The 16311-nt window shown below is 38.0% G+C and carries 16 protein-coding genes; 13 read left to right on the top strand and 3 right to left on the bottom strand.

Annotated elements, in window-relative coordinates; translation table 11 throughout:
- Positions 1 to 10 precede the first annotated feature (10 nt).
- Positions 11 to 1408: an amino acid permease gene (locus U9R83_RS25495; RefSeq protein ID WP_014457799.1), complete on the bottom strand. Its 1398-nt coding sequence runs from the start codon at positions 1406 to 1408 to the stop codon at positions 11 to 13.
- 331 nt (positions 1409 to 1739) lie between these two features.
- Between U9R83_RS25495 and U9R83_RS25490 the strand changes: the two genes are divergently transcribed.
- The 5 genes from U9R83_RS25490 (at position 1740) to hpf (ending at position 5919) form a co-directional block, all read left to right on the top strand.
- Complete coding sequence (locus U9R83_RS25490; RefSeq protein WP_208732835.1) at positions 1740 to 2420, top strand: hypothetical protein; 681 nt, start codon at positions 1740 to 1742, stop codon at positions 2418 to 2420.
- A gap of 202 nt (positions 2421 to 2622) precedes the next feature.
- Positions 2623 to 4419, top strand: a complete 1797-nt coding sequence (locus U9R83_RS25485; protein WP_208732836.1) for a flagellar hook-associated protein 2 — start codon at positions 2623 to 2625, stop codon at positions 4417 to 4419.
- A 16-nt stretch (positions 4420 to 4435) separates the two neighbouring features.
- Positions 4436 to 4837, top strand: coding sequence for a flagellar export chaperone FliS (gene fliS, locus U9R83_RS25480; RefSeq protein WP_014457802.1), 402 nt, complete (start codon positions 4436 to 4438; stop codon positions 4835 to 4837).
- Between the two features lie 2 nt (positions 4838 to 4839).
- Entirely contained in the window at positions 4840 to 5178 is a 339-nt protein-coding gene (locus U9R83_RS25475) for a hypothetical protein (protein ID WP_014457803.1), read from the top strand.
- 189 nt (positions 5179 to 5367) lie between these two features.
- Positions 5368 to 5919: a ribosome hibernation-promoting factor, HPF/YfiA family gene (gene hpf / locus U9R83_RS25470; RefSeq protein ID WP_013059750.1), complete on the top strand. Its 552-nt coding sequence runs from the start codon at positions 5368 to 5370 to the stop codon at positions 5917 to 5919.
- Positions 5920 to 5992: 73 nt separating this feature from the next.
- On the opposite strand, the gene U9R83_RS25465 is transcribed toward hpf, so the two are convergent.
- Complete coding sequence (locus U9R83_RS25465) at positions 5993 to 6397, bottom strand: GNAT family N-acetyltransferase (RefSeq protein ID WP_115655065.1); 405 nt, start codon at positions 6395 to 6397, stop codon at positions 5993 to 5995.
- Positions 6398 to 6624: 227 nt separating this feature from the next.
- Between U9R83_RS25465 and secA the strand changes: the two genes are divergently transcribed.
- The 6 genes from secA (at position 6625) to cccB (ending at position 13837) form a co-directional block, all read left to right on the top strand.
- Positions 6625 to 9141, top strand: coding sequence for a preprotein translocase subunit SecA (gene secA, locus U9R83_RS25460; RefSeq protein WP_014457805.1), 2517 nt, complete (start codon positions 6625 to 6627; stop codon positions 9139 to 9141).
- 99 nt (positions 9142 to 9240) lie between these two features.
- Positions 9241 to 10339, top strand: a protein-coding gene (prfB, locus tag U9R83_RS25455) for a peptide chain release factor 2 (RefSeq protein ID WP_115655064.1) whose coding sequence is annotated in 2 segments (ribosomal slippage) — positions 9241 to 9303 and positions 9305 to 10339 — 1098 coding nt in all. Because the reading frame shifts where the segments join, the coding sequence is not laid out codon by codon here.
- A gap of 304 nt (positions 10340 to 10643) precedes the next feature.
- Positions 10644 to 12377 carry an alkaline phosphatase D family protein gene (locus tag U9R83_RS25450; RefSeq protein ID WP_424461503.1) on the top strand — a complete coding sequence of 578 codons (1734 nt, stop codon included), beginning with the start codon at positions 10644 to 10646 and terminating at the stop codon, positions 12375 to 12377.
- A gap of 26 nt (positions 12378 to 12403) precedes the next feature.
- Positions 12404 to 12622 (top strand): twin-arginine translocase TatA/TatE family subunit, encoded by a 219-nt coding sequence (locus U9R83_RS25445; RefSeq protein ID WP_014457808.1) that lies wholly within the window; start codon positions 12404 to 12406, stop codon positions 12620 to 12622.
- Between the two features lie 59 nt (positions 12623 to 12681).
- A complete protein-coding gene (gene tatC, locus U9R83_RS25440; RefSeq protein WP_182421406.1) occupies positions 12682 to 13398 on the top strand; it encodes a twin-arginine translocase subunit TatC in 717 nt (238 codons plus the stop codon).
- A gap of 124 nt (positions 13399 to 13522) precedes the next feature.
- On the top strand, positions 13523 to 13837 hold the full coding sequence (gene cccB, locus U9R83_RS25435) for a cytochrome c551 (RefSeq protein WP_182421407.1): 315 nt from the start codon (positions 13523 to 13525) through the stop codon (positions 13835 to 13837).
- Positions 13838 to 13862: 25 nt separating this feature from the next.
- On the opposite strand, the gene U9R83_RS25430 is transcribed toward cccB, so the two are convergent.
- Complete coding sequence (locus U9R83_RS25430; RefSeq protein WP_221780810.1) at positions 13863 to 14399, bottom strand: flavodoxin family protein; 537 nt, start codon at positions 14397 to 14399, stop codon at positions 13863 to 13865.
- A gap of 337 nt (positions 14400 to 14736) precedes the next feature.
- Between U9R83_RS25430 and ftsE the strand changes: the two genes are divergently transcribed.
- Complete coding sequence (gene ftsE / locus U9R83_RS25425) at positions 14737 to 15423, top strand: cell division ATP-binding protein FtsE (protein ID WP_014457812.1); 687 nt, start codon at positions 14737 to 14739, stop codon at positions 15421 to 15423.
- On the top strand, positions 15413 to 16303 hold the full coding sequence (gene ftsX, locus U9R83_RS25420; protein WP_014457813.1) for a permease-like cell division protein FtsX: 891 nt from the start codon (positions 15413 to 15415) through the stop codon (positions 16301 to 16303). The genes ftsE and ftsX overlap by 11 nt, the downstream gene beginning before the upstream one ends.
- The last annotated feature ends 8 nt before the right edge of the window (positions 16304 to 16311 follow it).

The raw sequence follows: 16311 nt of genomic DNA, 5'->3' as shown, positions 1-16311 counted from the left end.
TGCGGCTTTTTTATTTTGCAATATTTTCCGACTCGGAAAATTGATCGTCAGGTCGCTTGTTGTTTGTTTTTTTGATGAACGAGTATGAAAGAAGAACCACAACGGTTAATCCAAGAGTTAAGAAAAACTGTGAGCGCATCGAATCAATAAATGCCATTGATAAGAAGATTACGGTAATAACAGCAATTGTTACGTATGTTAAATACGGGAACAACCACATTTTCATCCCTTTAATTGGCTGGTTGGCTTGAATCATTTTCTTGCGCAGGCGTAAATGAGAAATAGCGATAGCTAAGTACACAATAAGAGCAATGGCTCCTGATGCATTAACTAAGAATAAAAAGAGTTTATCCGGCGAAACGAAGCTAAAGATAGCACATACATATGCGGCAGCTGTGCTAATCCATACGGCTCTTGCCGGCACGCCTGATTTGCTTACCTTTGCTAAAGCGCGAGGAGCTTGTCCTTTTTGAGCTAATGATAAAATCATTCGTGAGTTCGTATACAAAGCAGAGTTCAAACAAGACAAAACGGATACTAATACGACTAAATTCATAATTTGTGCAGCTGCTGGAATATTGACCATTTCTAACATTGTTACATATGGACTTTTTAGTAAATCAGCTGAGTTCCAAGGTAAAAGAGTTACTAAAATAGCAACTGAACCAATATAGAAAATTAAAATTCGCCATACGACACTGCGAATAGCAGTCGTGATAGCTTTTGCTGGATTTTCTGATTCACTAGCTGCAATAGCCGCAATTTCAGCTCCAAAATAAGAGAAAATAACGGTAATAACTCCTAAGAAGATAGAGTTCATACCTTTTGGCATAAAGCCTCCATGGCCCGTTAAATTAGCTAGACCAGGTGAAGATGTACCTGGGATTAATCCGAAAATAATAGCTAAACCGATTCCCATAAAAGCAACGATTGCCACAATTTTAATCATAGCAAACCAATATTCAAATTCTCCAAATGATTTGACAGAGAACAAGTTTGTTAAAGTTAATGCAAAGGTTAAAATTAAGCTTAAAAGCCAAATTGGTACGGAAGGGAGCCATTCATGAACAATTGCTCCTCCTGCAGTGGCTTCAATCGCAATTACAATTAGCCAGAAAAACCAGTAAAGCCATCCAACAGCATAACCTGCCCACGCGCCAATTCCTTGCTGAGCATATGTTGCGAATGAGCCTTTATCTGGGTTTACCATAGCCATTTCACCGAGCATACGCATCAATAGAACGACTAGCAGTCCGGCTGCTGCATATGAAACTACTGCTGCTGGGCCTGTTGCGTTAATAACGGATCCGCTTCCTACAAACAAGCCGGCTCCGATAATACCTGCAATGGAAATCATGGAAACGTGACGTTGCTTTAACTTTCCGTGTGATTCTGTTTTGTTTCCCATCGTATTCACTCCTTTAAAATTATCGAAAGACTATTAGAAAATAAAGTAAATTCTGAAAATATAAATAGAAATTCCTCCCCTTACCTTTATAATAAGCAAGAAGTGTGCCAATTATCAAATTCCTATAAAAATCGACTTTAAGTTACTAAAATTGACGCATTTTAAGTCGAAAAAGACTTGTTTTATTCATTGTAGACTTGTTCGCCCCTTGGGATGTCGGGTATATACGTACATTTTATACAAGTTTTCGACAACTATCTCATATATCTTGTATGATAAAAGAGAAATCGGTATTATATTCCAAGAAGAATGTTTGAGAGGGTGCGTGTGTTTGAGAAAATTTATAGCTGTTATTTTTCTATTTATTATCCTTTTAGTTGGGTTGTATTTTTTTGTTAGTCCAGTCAGAAATATTGAAAAACTTGATCAGACTGCTTCATTATCTTCACTGGCACAAGAAAAGTCCGCTCATGCGACGTCGCTAGAACTGAACGGAGGCTCTCCTATTTTAGGATACCGATTAAGCGAGAGCGATGTTAATGATTATTTGCGCAGCTACCTTTACGAAAATGATGAAACGGTTGACGGAGCAGAAGCCGAGTTGCTTCCAGAACATATAAAATTTTATATTAATAAACATGTAGTATCTTTTATGGAATCACAGTTTGTAGTTGACGTAACACCAAATGCCGAAAATGGAAAGCTTGTTTTAAAGGTGAATAGCGTGCATCTAGGAAGAATGCCGATTCCGATGTCTCTTGTATGGGATCGCTTAAATATTGATAAGACTTCTGATGTCACGGTCGATAAAGAAATGAATGAAATTACTCTGCTCAATAATTTGCCAGATTCCATTTCGTTTGAGCAAGCAGATACAACGGATGAATACATAAATTTATCCGCCTCTGTAACCATTGATTCGTTACGAGATATTATAAATCTAGCACCATACCTTATTCCTAAAGATATTCAAAGAAATTTATCCCAGAAACTGAACTTGTTTGGCCAATAATAAAAAGCTCACTTATTGTAGAAAAATAAGTGAGCTTTTTCTATCTTGCACCATTTGACCTATGAAAAAAATGTTTGTTTTACCGATACAAAATAGAGAAGTGTTGAACCTATGAACGAATAAGTAGATGCAAAAAAATATACTCATATTTTATGACTAACAGTTGATGAATAGATGAATAACAAAACGGTGGTGATGGTAAATGGTAAGAGTAAGCGGGTTAGCAAGCGGAATGGATATTGATCAAATCGTCAGTGATTTAATGAAGGCTGAACGTATGCCTATTGATAAAATGAAAAAACAAAAGCAAACGTTAGAGTGGCAGCGAGATGATTATCGCTCTATGAATTTGCTGTTATCAGAATTTAATAATCTTGCTTTTAATATGACCTTGCAGTCTTCTTATTCGTCCAAAACGGTATCTTCAGCAGATGAAACGAAAGTAAAAGCAGCAGCTACTTCCTCAGCAGGTAACGCGTCTTATACACTTTCAAACGTGACAATGGCGACTGCTGCGCAAAATATCAGTAGTGGGAAAATTTCAGAAGGCACTATTGATCCTACTAAAAGTTTATGGGAACAAAAAACCTTGCTTGGCAGTGCGTGGAGTGGAAAAGAGGTCAAGCAACCTGATATTACAATAAGTGCTGATACAAAGACTGCCAAGTTATCCAAAGGAGCCATTTTTGAGGGAAGCCTGCCTTCCTCTATTCAAGTGAAAAATGGAGAATCTTCTCAAGAATTTAATATAAAAACTACAGGTGATCCTACTTTAATAGGAGAGAATGATGTATTCGTTAATATGAATACGGGCGAAATGACATTCGGTTTCACGTTAGCAAACGGTAGTACTGTTCAAGGATTTACGTATAAGCAAAATGTCCTCCAGTTTTCTATTACAACGTATGACAGCAATGGAAAAGCAACAGGAGATAACGAAGACGGCAGTATGTCATTTGAATTTGATGGTTCAGCGTCATTAAATACTGTTTTGACCCAACTTAGTAATTCAAAAGTAGGTATTTCAGCCTTTTACGATGAAGGAACAGATAAAGTTGTCTTTACTCGCAAAGACACAGGAGATTTGTCAAAAACCGGTAGTGCAGGCGGTCAAAAAATGGTGTTCTCAGGAGAGTTTTTAACCAATTTCTTAAAATTAAATACTCAAAAAGAAACCGGCGGAACAGATGCAAAATTTACGCTAAACGGTCTAGAAACAACTCGTAAATCCAATACGTTTACAACGGGAGGTGTTACCTATACCCTCCAAAATAATTTTACAGGAGACGTGCGCGTTAATGTAAGCAATGATACGCAGAAAGTATTTGATACAATTAAAGATTTTGTGACCAAATACAATGAACTGATTGAGAAGATTAACGGAAAGATTACGGAAGAAAGAGACCGGAACTATCAGCCTTTGACTGATGAAGAAAGAGAAAAACTAACGGATAAACAAGCTGAGCAGTGGGATGATAAGGCGAAAAGCGGTTTGTTAAAAGGAGACTCAATTTTATCAAGCGGGCTAAACCAAATGCGTTCTAACTGGTACGCCTCTGTATCAGGAGTGAGCGGAGCATTTTCGCAGCTAACTGACATCGGTATTTCAACTAGTGCAAACTATAGCGATCGAGGCAAGCTAGTCATAGAAGGTGACGGAACTAAATTAAAAGAAGCAATTGAAAAAGACCCGCAGTCTGTTATGGATTTATTTATAAAAAGTGGAAGTGCAACAAGTGAAAAAGGGATTGTACGACGTTTACGAGATACGATTACTCAAACCGTATCCAAAGTTGAGCAGCGCGCTGGCCGTTCAACATGGACAAGTGAACAATTTTTGCTTGGGCGGAATTTAAAAAGCGTAAATAGCCAAATCACTAGTTTTGAGAGCAGGCTCACACAAGTAGAGGACCGGTATTATCGTCAGTTTACAGCAATGGAAAAAGCCATTCAAAATGCAAATGCTCAAAGCGCGCAGTTATCGCAATATTTTAGTTAAGAAGGAGTGAACGTTTATGGCAGCAAATAATCCGTATCAAGCGTATCAGCAAGGAGCTGTTCAGACTGCTTCTCCAGGAGAGTTAACGCTTATGCTGTATAACGGGTGTTTAAAATTTATCAAGCTTGCACGAACAGGGATAGAGGAAAAAAACATTGAGCTGAAAAATACGAATCTGTTAAAAGCACAAAATATTATTCAAGAATTAATGATTACCCTGGATACAAACGTGCAAGTTGCTAAGTCTATGATGGCTATGTATGACTATATTAACCAGTGTTTAATTGAAGCAAATACAAAAAATGACACAGCAAGCTTGGATGAAGCCGAACAATATGTAACAGAATTCCGCGATACATGGAAGCAAGTTGTGCAGCTTCACCGCCAGCAAGTCCATGGAAGCGGCGGTCAAGCATAAATATGATAAATGAACTGTATCAGCTAACTGATAAGATTTACCAGCTTACTCAAACATTTTCTGACAAAAATCGAGAAAAAGACATTCAAAAATTAGAGTATCTTCTATTAAAAAGACGGGACCTCATAGAGAAGCTGCCGCCAAAAAGTAGGAATACTGAATCGATGGGTAAGAAAATTGTCGAAATGAATAAGGCAATCGATCAAAAGCTGATCTTAATTCGGCATCAAATTATGGCGGATCTCCGTTTGCTAAAAGCGAAAAAAAAGCATAGTAATAGCTATGTAAACCCTTACGAAACAAAAACGTTTGATGGGATGTTTTACGATAAAAAAAATTAATTTTGCCTAAAAAAATACAACCCTTCTTCTTATGAAGAAGGTCTATTTTTTTGGTTTTTTCATAAACTTTTCTCAGGTTCCATAATTTTTCACTAAATTTTCAAAAAATTTTAATAGTTTAGGAAGGGATTGTGTCGGGTATTGTAGAATTGTAGAGGTATAGCAATGGATTAAAGGAGGAGTTCGAACATGATGTATAACATTCGCGGTGAAAACATTGAGGTGACTCCAGCAATTAGGGAATACGTAGAGAAAAAGCTTGGTAAGTTAGAGCGTTATTTCGACGAAACACCAACTGCTGACGTAAATGTAAACTTAAAAGTCTACAATAACGATCAAAAAATAGAAGTCACAATCCCAATGAATGATCTCGTATTGAGAGCTGAAGAGACACACAGTGATTTATACGCAGCTGTCGATCTTGTCCTAGATAAATTAGAGCGTCAAATTCGTAAACATAAAACAAAAGTGAATCGAAAAATGCGTGAAAAAGGCGCTGAGAAGTATCTGTTCGCAGCATTAGAAAGCGAAGCGAACGTAGCTGTTGCAACTGAAGAAGATGAATTAGAGCTAGTTCGTACAAAACGATTTAATTTAAAACCAATGGATAGCGAAGAGGCTATTTTACAAATGAATATGTTAGGACATAGTTTCTTTGTATTTACAAATGCTGAAACAAATATTACGAACGTTGTGTACCGAAGAAAAGATGGACGATATGGATTAATTGAACCAAATTAAAGGTTGTAGGTTTTCATAAGTAAGAGCAGTAAAATAAAAGCAGCGTGCGGAAGCACGCTGCTTTTTTAGCTGTTTAAAAAAATAGTTCCATTACTACATAGCGCGTAGAAGATTTAGTAAACATACGCGTGGTTTCTTTCATTTTGAATACCTTATAAAAAGAGACTTTATTTTCTCGTGCGTTACACCAGATCTTTCGTACCCCAAGGTTCTTGGCTTTGAGAAAAACTTCCTCTAATAGACGACTGCCATATCCTTTTCCGTGTTCTTCTTTAAGAGTAGCAAATTTTCGAAATTGAGCTTCATCACCTGTTATAAATAAGGAAACAACTGATTTTAACTCTCCTTCTTCAAACAGTCCATAGTGCATGCCTGACGGATCATCTTTCAGCTGAATATAACTGAAATCTTTATCAGGCCACATGACGGTGTGTCGGACTTCCCAAGCTTGTTCTTTTGTAATCGATTGAACGTTCATTCTACATTCCCCCTTTTTTATTGTAAGAGTGAGACAGGAGAAATCACAATAGAAAATAACTTGTTAATAGAGTAGTGCTAGTAACGAGACAGACGAAAAAGGGTACAAGTTGCTACTTGTTTAGCTGCAATGTTACAATTTTACTCAGAATGTTTTATAATGAAAGATACAGATATGAATGAAAATAGTATAAAATGTACTGATTATAAATAGAGGAGCGTTTTAATATGCTTGGATTATTTAAAAAAGTGTTTGACGGCAATCAGCGCCAAATCGGCCGTTTAGAAAAAATGGCGGACCAAATTGATGCGTTAGGTCCTGAAATAGCGTCTTTAACGGACGATCAGCTTCGTGAAAAAACAGCTGAATTTCAACAACGCTACCAAAATGGCGAATCGCTCGATAACCTATTAGATGAAGCTTTTGCGGTTGTACGTGAAGCAGCGAAACGTGTGTTAGGCATGTATCCGTACAAAGTTCAGCTAATGGGGGGTATTTCTCTGCATGAAGGGAATATCTCGGAAATGAAAACGGGTGAAGGTAAAACGTTGACAGCTACTATGCCTGTATACTTAAACGCTATTACAGGAAAAGGTGTACATGTAGTAACAGTCAATGAATACTTAGCAAGCCGTGACGCTAGTGAAATGGGTCGTTTATATGAATTCCTAGGCTTGAAAGTAGGATTGAACTTAAATCATTTAACGCGTGAAGAAAAACAAGAAGCATATGCGGCGGATATTACGTATAGTACAAATAATGAACTAGGATTTGACTATTTACGTGATAACATGGTGCTTTACAAAGAACAAATGGTTCAACGTCCGCTTCATTTTGCTGTAATTGATGAAGTTGACTCTATCTTAATTGATGAAGCACGTACGCCGCTTATTATATCCGGCAGCGCGCAGAAATCGACTGCTCTTTATATTCAAGCTAATGCATTCGTTCGCACGCTTGATAAAGAAACCGATTTTACGTTTGATATCAAAACCAAAAGCGTTCAGCTAACCGAAGAAGGTATGTCAAAAGCAGAGCGCGCATTTGGCATTGAAAACTTATTTGATATTTCGCACGTAGCGCTAAACCATCACATCAATCAAGCGCTCAAAGCACATGTAACGATGCAAAATGATGTGGATTATGTAATTGATGAAGATCAAGTCGTAATCGTTGACCAATTTACTGGTCGCTTAATGAAAGGAAGACGTTTTAGCGACGGCTTGCATCAAGCTATCGAAGCTAAAGAGAACGTTGAGATTCAAAATGAAAGCATGACATTAGCTACAATTACATTCCAAAACTACTTCCGTATGTATGAAAAATTATCAGGTATGACGGGTACAGCTAAAACGGAAGAAGAAGAATTCCGTAATATTTACAATATGCACGTTGTTGTTATTCCGACGAACAAGCCAATTTCACGTGATGATAAAGCAGATTTAATTTATAAGTCAATGGAAGGCAAGTTTAATGCGGTAGTAGAAGATATTGCCGAGCGCCACGCAAAAGGGCAGCCTGTTCTTGTTGGTACAGTTGCGATTGAAACATCTGAAATTTTATCAGCTTTATTAAAGAAAAAAGGCATTCGCCATCACGTTTTAAATGCAAAACAGCATGAGCGTGAAGCGGATATTATCGAAAATGCGGGTCACAAAGGTGCGGTAACAATCGCAACAAATATGGCCGGTCGTGGTACGGATATTAAACTAGGTGAAGGTGTCGTTGAAGCTGGAGGTCTTGCTGTAATTGGTACAGAGCGTCATGAATCACGCCGTATTGATAATCAGCTCCGCGGACGTGCTGGACGTCAAGGGGACCCAGGGGTATCTCAATTCTATCTATCCATGGAAGATGAATTAATGCGCCGATTTGGTTCTGATAATATGATGGCGATGATGGATCGTCTTGGTATGGATGATTCACAGCCAATTCAAAGTAAAATTGTAACAAGAGCTGTTGAATCCGCTCAAAAACGTGTTGAAGGTAATAACTTTGATGCGCGTAAACAATTGCTTCAATATGATGATGTTCTTCGTCAGCAGCGTGAAGTTATTTACAAACAGCGCTTTGAAGTGCTTGATTCAGACAACCTACGTGCGATTGTAGAACGTATGATTGAATCAACGCTACAGCGTGTGGTTGAGGTAAATACACCGCGTGAAGAATTAGAAGAAGAATGGAATTTACAAGCGATTATTGATTACGTAAATGCTAATGTTCTTGAGGAAGGTGAAGTCACAGAAGAAGATCTTCGCCGTAAAGAGCCTGAAGAAATGGTAGAACTGCTGGTAGATCATGCAAAAGCTCGTTATAATGAAAAAGAAGAGCAGCTCCCTGAAGAACAAATGCGTGAATTTGAAAAAGTTGTTGTTCTTAGAGCAGTTGATTCTAAATGGATGGATCATATCGATACGATGGATCAGCTTCGCCAAGGTATCCACCTTCGTGCGTACGGCCAAACAGATCCTCTTCGCGAATATCAAATGGAAGGTTTTGCGATGTTTGAAAATATGATCGCAACCATTGAAGAAGAAGTGACGAAATATATCATGAAAGCAGAAATTAACAACAACCTTGAGCGTCAAGAAGTAGCGCAAGGTCAGGCGGCTGTTCATCCAAAAGAAGGAGACGCGCCGGCTAAGAAGAAGCCAAAAGTAAATGCGATAGAAGTTGGTCGAAATGATCCTTGTATCTGCGGAAGTGGCAAAAAGTATAAAAACTGCTGCGGTAAAGAATCATAAAATAAGAGTCAATTAGTATAGAATGAACTAGTACAGGAAGGAAATGAGTCTTCTCATTTCCTTCCTGTGCGTCAAAAATAAAATAGAGGTGTTTAACTCATGGATTTAGTAGAAATTAAGCAAGAACTTGACAAAACAGCTAAGCGATTAGCGGACTTTAGGGGGTCTCTTTGACCTCGATACAAAACAAGCTCGTATCGATGAATTAGATGAGACTATGGCTGATCCAAATTTTTGGAATGACCAGCAGGCAGCTCAGACTGTTATTAATGAAGCCAATGGTTTAAAAGATGCAGTAAATCAATTTAACCACTTGGATGAAACATACGAAAACTTACAGGTATCTTATGAACTTGTAAAAGAAGAATACGATGAAGATTTAGCAGAAGAACTAGTTAGTGAACTAAAAGAGCTTATTTCAGGCATGAACGACTTTGAATTACAGCTGCTTTTAAGCGAGCCATATGATAAAAATAACGCCATTTTAGAACTGCACCCAGGTGCTGGTGGAACAGAATCACAGGATTGGGGTTCAATGTTACTACGTATGTATACGCGCTGGGCGGAGAAAAAAGGTTTCAAAGTAGAAACGCTTGATTACTTACCTGGAGATGAAGCGGGTATTAAAAGTGTAACGCTTTTAATTAAAGGTCATAATGCGTACGGGTATTTAAAAGCTGAAAAAGGCGTTCATCGTCTCGTTCGTATTTCTCCGTTTGATTCATCAGGCCGTCGTCATACATCATTCGTATCGTGCGACATAATGCCGGAATTTAACGATGAAATTTCAATTGATATTCGTACGGAAGATTTGAAGGTTGATACGTATCGTGCAAGCGGTGCCGGAGGTCAGCATATCAATACAACGGATTCAGCTGTTCGTATTACTCACCTCCCAACTAATGTAGTCGTATCTTGTCAGACGGAACGTTCACAAATTAAAAACCGTGAGCAAGCAATGAAGATGTTAAAATCTAAGTTGTATCAGTTAGAAATTGAGAAGCAGCAAGAACAGCTAGCTGAAATTCGCGGAGAACAAAAAGATATTGGATGGGGAAGTCAAATTCGTTCTTACGTATTCCATCCGTATTCATTAGTAAAAGATCACCGCACAAATACGGAAGTTGGAAACACGCAAAGCGTAATGGATGGAGATCTAGATCCGTTTATCGATGCGTATTTACGTTCTCATATTTAATCAAAAGGCAGCATACTTAGGTATGCTGCTTTTTTTAGTTGTTAGGACTTTGTAAAATTTGAATGAAGAAAAACGAGCGTAAAGAACTATTGTTAAAAAGAAAATTAAGAAAATACAGAAATTTAAAGGTTGCTGTCGTCCGTTCGCTTATTTTGTCAATGAAATAAAATGGTTAAAAATACCTGTTTTATGGTAAATGCTTCTTTACAATCCTTTATACCTCTTTTACAAACAGCTTTTATAATTTGAGCTAAATCAAGAGGAAGGGGCATGTGCAGTGGCAAATAAATCGTTAAACGAATTAATAGAGCAAGTAAAACAGAACAGTTTTTCTTCGAGTAAAGGGTTTGATAGAAGGCGTTTTTTACAAGGAGCTGGAAAAGTAGCAGGAGTATCACTTGGCTTAACAATTGCTCAGTCTATCGGTTTAAATGCAGGAGAAGTTTCAGCTGCAGCGCCTAAATTTTCAAGTTATCCGTTCACTTTAGGCGTCGCATCAGGAGATCCTTTAGCAGATAGCATTGTGCTTTGGACAAGATTAGCACCAGACCCATTGAGTGGCGGGGGAATGCCTAATAAACCCGTTCCAGTAAAATGGGAGCTTGCCGAAGATGAAGATTTTCATCGAATTGTCAAACGAGGAACAGAAATAGCTAGACCTGAACTTGCTCACTCTGTTCACGTTGATGTAAAAGGATTAAAGCCAGGCCGTATTTACTATTATCGATTTAAAAGCGGTCATGAGTTAAGCCCGGTTGGAAAAACAAAAACACTTCCTTCAGCAAATGTAGAAGTAGCCAGCATGACGTTTGCATTCGCTTCGTGTCAGCAATATGAACATGGGTACTTTACAGCCTATGAACATATGGTTGAAGAACAATTGGATTTTGTGGTTCATTTGGGCGATTACATCTATGAATATGGACCAAACGAGTATGTGGCTGCAAGCGGAAATGTTCGTACTCACAGTAGCGCAGAAATTCAAACGCTTCAAGACTATCGAAACAGGCATGCTCAGTACAGGTCAGATGCCAATTTGAAGTCTGCTCATGCTGCTTTTCCGTGGATTGTGACGTGGGATGATCATGAAGTAGAAAACAATTATGCAAATGTAATTCCTGAAAAAGGACAATCAGTAGAAGCATTTATTCAACGCCGCGCGGCAGCTTATCAAGCTTATTACGAACATATGCCTTTGCGTCAAACATCCTTGCCTCACGGAACAGATATGAGATTGTATCGTGACTTTTCATATGGGAAACTAGCTTCCTTTCAAGTGTTGGATACGCGTCAATACAGAGACGATCAAGCAAACGGAGACGGAACAAAGCCGCAAACGCCAGAATCTCTTGATCCTAAACGTACGCTATTGGGGATTGAACAAGAAAAATGGCTTTTTACTAATCTTGAAAAATCAGCGTGTCATTGGAACGTACTGGCTCAACAAATTTTCTTTGCCCCAAGAAAATTTGGAACGGCGGCTAAGCCTACATACAGCATGGATGCATGGGATGGGTATACGGCGAATCGTCAGCGTGTTATTGATTTTATTGAAAAGAAAAAGTTGGACAACGTCATTGTACTAACTGGAGATGTGCACGCTAACTGGGCTTCTAATTTACACACTGATTTTGCCAATCTTAATTCAAAAATTATTGGTGCAGAGTTCGTCGGCACCTCCATCACTTCCGGAGGGAACGGAGCAGATAAACGAGCTGATACGGATAAAATTTTAAGTCAAAATCCACATCTCACATTCTTTAATGATTACAGAGGATATGTAAGGTGTACGGTCACTCCTGATATATGGCAAGCTGATTATCGTGTTGTGCCTTTTGTAACAGAACCTGGTGCGGAAATTTCAACTCGAGCTTCCTTTCAATATAAAAAAGATGGAAGAGGTATGACGGAAGTTGAAGTAAACAACGTGCCGCGTGGGCTAAAGATTTCTAAGGAAGTAGAGGAAGATCGTATGCGTGCACACGGGAAAGCACATGAAAAACAAGAGTTGAAAAAGAAAGAAAAAGTACAGCAGTAAATTGAGTAAGGGAAAGGAGGTCAAGTATGCTTTCTAATATTGGAATTCCTGGTTTAGTTATTATTTTGGTCATTGCGTTAATTATTTTTGGACCGTCTAAGCTGCCGGAAGTTGGACGGGCGTTTGGGCGAACATTAACTGAATTTAAAGGAGCAGCAAAAGGGCTCGTATCAGATGATGAAAATGTTAAAGAAAAGCAGGCAGCAACCGTTTCTGAACAAAAAGGGAATGAATCCACATTGTAAGTAAGGAAATAGACGAGGAAACTCGTCTATTTCTACTTGTCAGAAAGGAGAAAAATACAATGGGAGAAATGAGCTTGATGGAGCACCTTGAAGAATTGCGTGTTCGTATTATTAAAACACTTTGTGCATTTGTAGTTTTACTTATTATCAGTTTTGTATTTGTACAAGATATTTATCAGTGGCTAGTGAAAGATTTGGACGGCAAGCTTGCGGTACTTGGACCAAGTGAAATCGTATGGATTTATATGGTAATCGCATTTGTTTTTGCGCTTGCTTTTACACTTCCAGTAGCTGCTTATCAAGTATTTCGGTTTGTTTCACCAGGATTAAAAAAGGAAGAGTATAAGATTATAATTACCTTCATTCCATTCTTTTTTCTCTTATTTGTAAGCGGACTGGGTTTCGGTTATTTTGTTTTATTTCCAATGGTTTTAGCGTTTTTAACAGGTTTGTCGAATGATCAGTTTTCACTGATGTTTACGGCGGAGCATTATTTCCGTTTTATGCTTAATCTGTGTTTGCCATTTGGTTTTTTATTTGAAATGCCTTTAGTTGTCTTATTTTTAACGCGTTTAGGGGTTCTAAATCCAGTGAGGTTAGCTAAAGCAAGGAAGCTATCTTATTTTGCTTTAATTGTGATATCCGTACTTATTACTCCTCCTGATTTTATTTCGGATATTTTAGTCATTGTCCCGCTTCTGCTTTTATATGAGCTCAGTGTGACTATTTCACGCGTAGTATACAAAAAACGTTTAGGAAACGAATCAATTGCTTGACCTCATACATAAATGCGATGAGAGAATTCATGAAATTGAAACAAAGTCCTTGTAAACAGAGTGTTTTAAACATTCTGGAGTAGGTTATAATAGAGTGAAAACTCTACAGCAAGGGGGAGAAGGCTTGAAAAAAGTATTATTAACGTTAACAATTGGTCTAGCGCTTGTTTTGTCCGCATGCGGAGGAGGCAGCTCTAAAAATGAATCTACTGGTGAATCGTCAGCGAGTGCGGAGGATATTGTGAAGAAAAACTGTACAGGCTGTCACGGAGTAGATTTAGGAGGAGCGAATGGACCAAGCCTGCAAAAGGTAGGCAGCAAGCACTCGGAAGCTGAAATTGAAAACATTATTAACAATGGTCAAGGCGGTATGCCAAAAGGACTGATTAATGAAGAAGATGCCAAAAAAGTTGCCGCTTGGCTGGCAAAGAAAAAATAAGACGGGTATCCGTCTTATTTTTGTGTTAAAGCTGCTTTAATTGTTCGTTTAAGACAATAGCTTGCTGTTGAGCTTTGACATCTTTTGCTATGTCTCCAGGTGCATTGGCTTCTCCAATGATGTATCCGCTAAAGGAAGAGCCAATAAAATCGACAATGTATTGAAATTGCATAATAAGGGGAAGGGCTTTTACAGATGCGCCTGTGCCTCCTACTACTAATACATACACGCGCTTATTTTTCATTTGTTCTTTAAAGTTGATTGTCGAATCTCTAAGGCTTTCAGACCAACGATCTACAAAGTTCTTCATCAATCCGCTCATACCGTACCAGTAAAGAGGCGTAACAAATAAAATAGTATCGTGCGCTGCCATCTTTTTCGCTATATCATAATAATCATCTTGTTGATTGGTAAATCCATGTTCATCGTGACGCATATCAGTAATAGGGTAAATGGTATGCTGACGTAAGTAAACTTCTTCAGTATTGATATCTTTTAAGACTGCTTTAGCCAATTCTTCCGTATTTCCGTTTTCCCGTGAACTTCCATAAATAGTGATCATGTTATCTCTCCTCATCGTTTTTCTTGTTTATCATACCTCGTTTGTAAAAAAGTAGACATGAATGTGCTTTGTCTAACGAGATTCGTAAAAAAATGAACAGCAAAAACAACAGAATTAAAAATAAGGATAAATTCTCATACCCTGCTAAAAATATCCTACTTATGTCATATTTGAAATAAAAATGTAATATTTTTGGGGCTTATTTTCACGAAGAGTGATGTTATAATGAGAAAGCGCGTGAGAAGAGTCGAATTTTTGGTTTGAATTGTAGAGTTTTGTCGTATTTTGACAAGTTTTACATAGTATTAAAATAACACACTTGATTAGGTGATTACTTATGATTGAAATGCAAAATGTATATAAAACGTATCCGAACGGTGTAAAAGCAATCAATGGCATTAGCATCAAGATTAATCAAGGTGAGTTTGCTTATATCGTAGGACCAAGTGGAGCAGGAAAATCCACTTTTATTAAAATGATGTATCGTGAAGAAAAGCCTTCTTCAGGAAATATCATTGTAAACGGTGCAAATGTAGCAAAAATAAAAGATAGCAAAGTTCCTATCTTTAGACGTCATATTGGTGTAGTCTTTCAAGATTTCAAGCTGCTTCCAAAATTAACGGTCTATGAAAACATTGCTTTTGCACTAGAAGTAATTGAGCAAAGTCCCGAAGAAATTAAAAAGCGAGTGCTAGAGGTGCTAGAGCTTGTTAAGTTAAAGGGTAAAATGGATTCTTTCCCTGATGAACTATCTGGAGGAGAGCAGCAGCGTGTGTCTATTGCGCGTTCAATTGTGAACAGTCCTAAGGTTGTCATCGCCGACGAACCGACAGGGAATCTTGATCCGGAGACTTCATGGGAAATTATGGATATCTTTGAGGAGATTAATAAACGCGGTACGACTATTTTAATGGCAACGCATAACCGTGAAATTGTAAATACAATTCGAAAGCGCGTAATTGCGATTGAAAATGGAAATGTTGTGCGCGATGAAGTAAGAGGTGAATACGGATATGAAGGCTAGAACATTCGGTCGCCACTTACGTGAAGGATCTAAAAGTTTAGGAAGAAACGGCTGGATGACATTCGCATCTGCCAGTGCGGTTACCGTAACGCTCTTGCTTGTAGGCGTGTTTTTTATGTTGATGATGAATTTAAATCACATTGCTAAATTGATTGAAAATGATGTGGAAATTCGCGTTCACGTTGATGCTGCAGCGACAGCAGATGATCGAAAAGCAATGAAAGAAAAGCTAGATGCAATTAAGCAAGTTGATACGGTGACGTTTTCTTCTAAAGATAAAGAGTTAAAAGATTTAATTAATAGTATGGGTGATGAAGGACAAGCTTTTGAACCATTTGAACAGCAAAACCCATTAAATGATGTGTTTGTTGTTAAAACAAAAGAGCCGACTGATGTCGCAAAAGTAGCTAAACAAATTGAGAAATATCCGTATGCAGCAAAAGTTCAATACGGCCAAGATCAAGTTGAAAAGTTATTTAAAGTGCTGAAAGTAGCTCGTAATATCGGAGTAGTACTGATTTTAGGGCTTCTATTTACAGCGATGTTCCTAATTTCCAATACAATTAAAATTACGATTGTAGCTCGCCGTGAAGAGATTGAAATTATGCGCTTAGTTGGAGCCACAAACTCCTTTATTCGCTGGCCGTTCTTTATTGAAGGTCTGTTTTTAGGAGTGCTTGGTTCTATTGTGCCAATTGCTGTTATTATCGGCGTGTACAGCGTTTTGTATAATGAAGTTCAACCTAAATTTGATGGATTCTTTGAACTTTTACCTGCCTTTCCATTCGTGCTTCAAGTATCGCTATTATTACTAGTAATCGGCGGTCTAATTGGGATGTGGGGAAGTACATTATCCATTCGTAAATTTTTACGAAAATAAGAATAGAT

The organism is Priestia sp. LL-8 (assembly GCF_036227845.1).
GTDB lineage: Bacteria > Bacillota > Bacilli > Bacillales > Bacillaceae_H > Priestia > Priestia zanthoxyli.
This window is presented reverse-complemented; position numbering and strand designations above follow the sequence as displayed.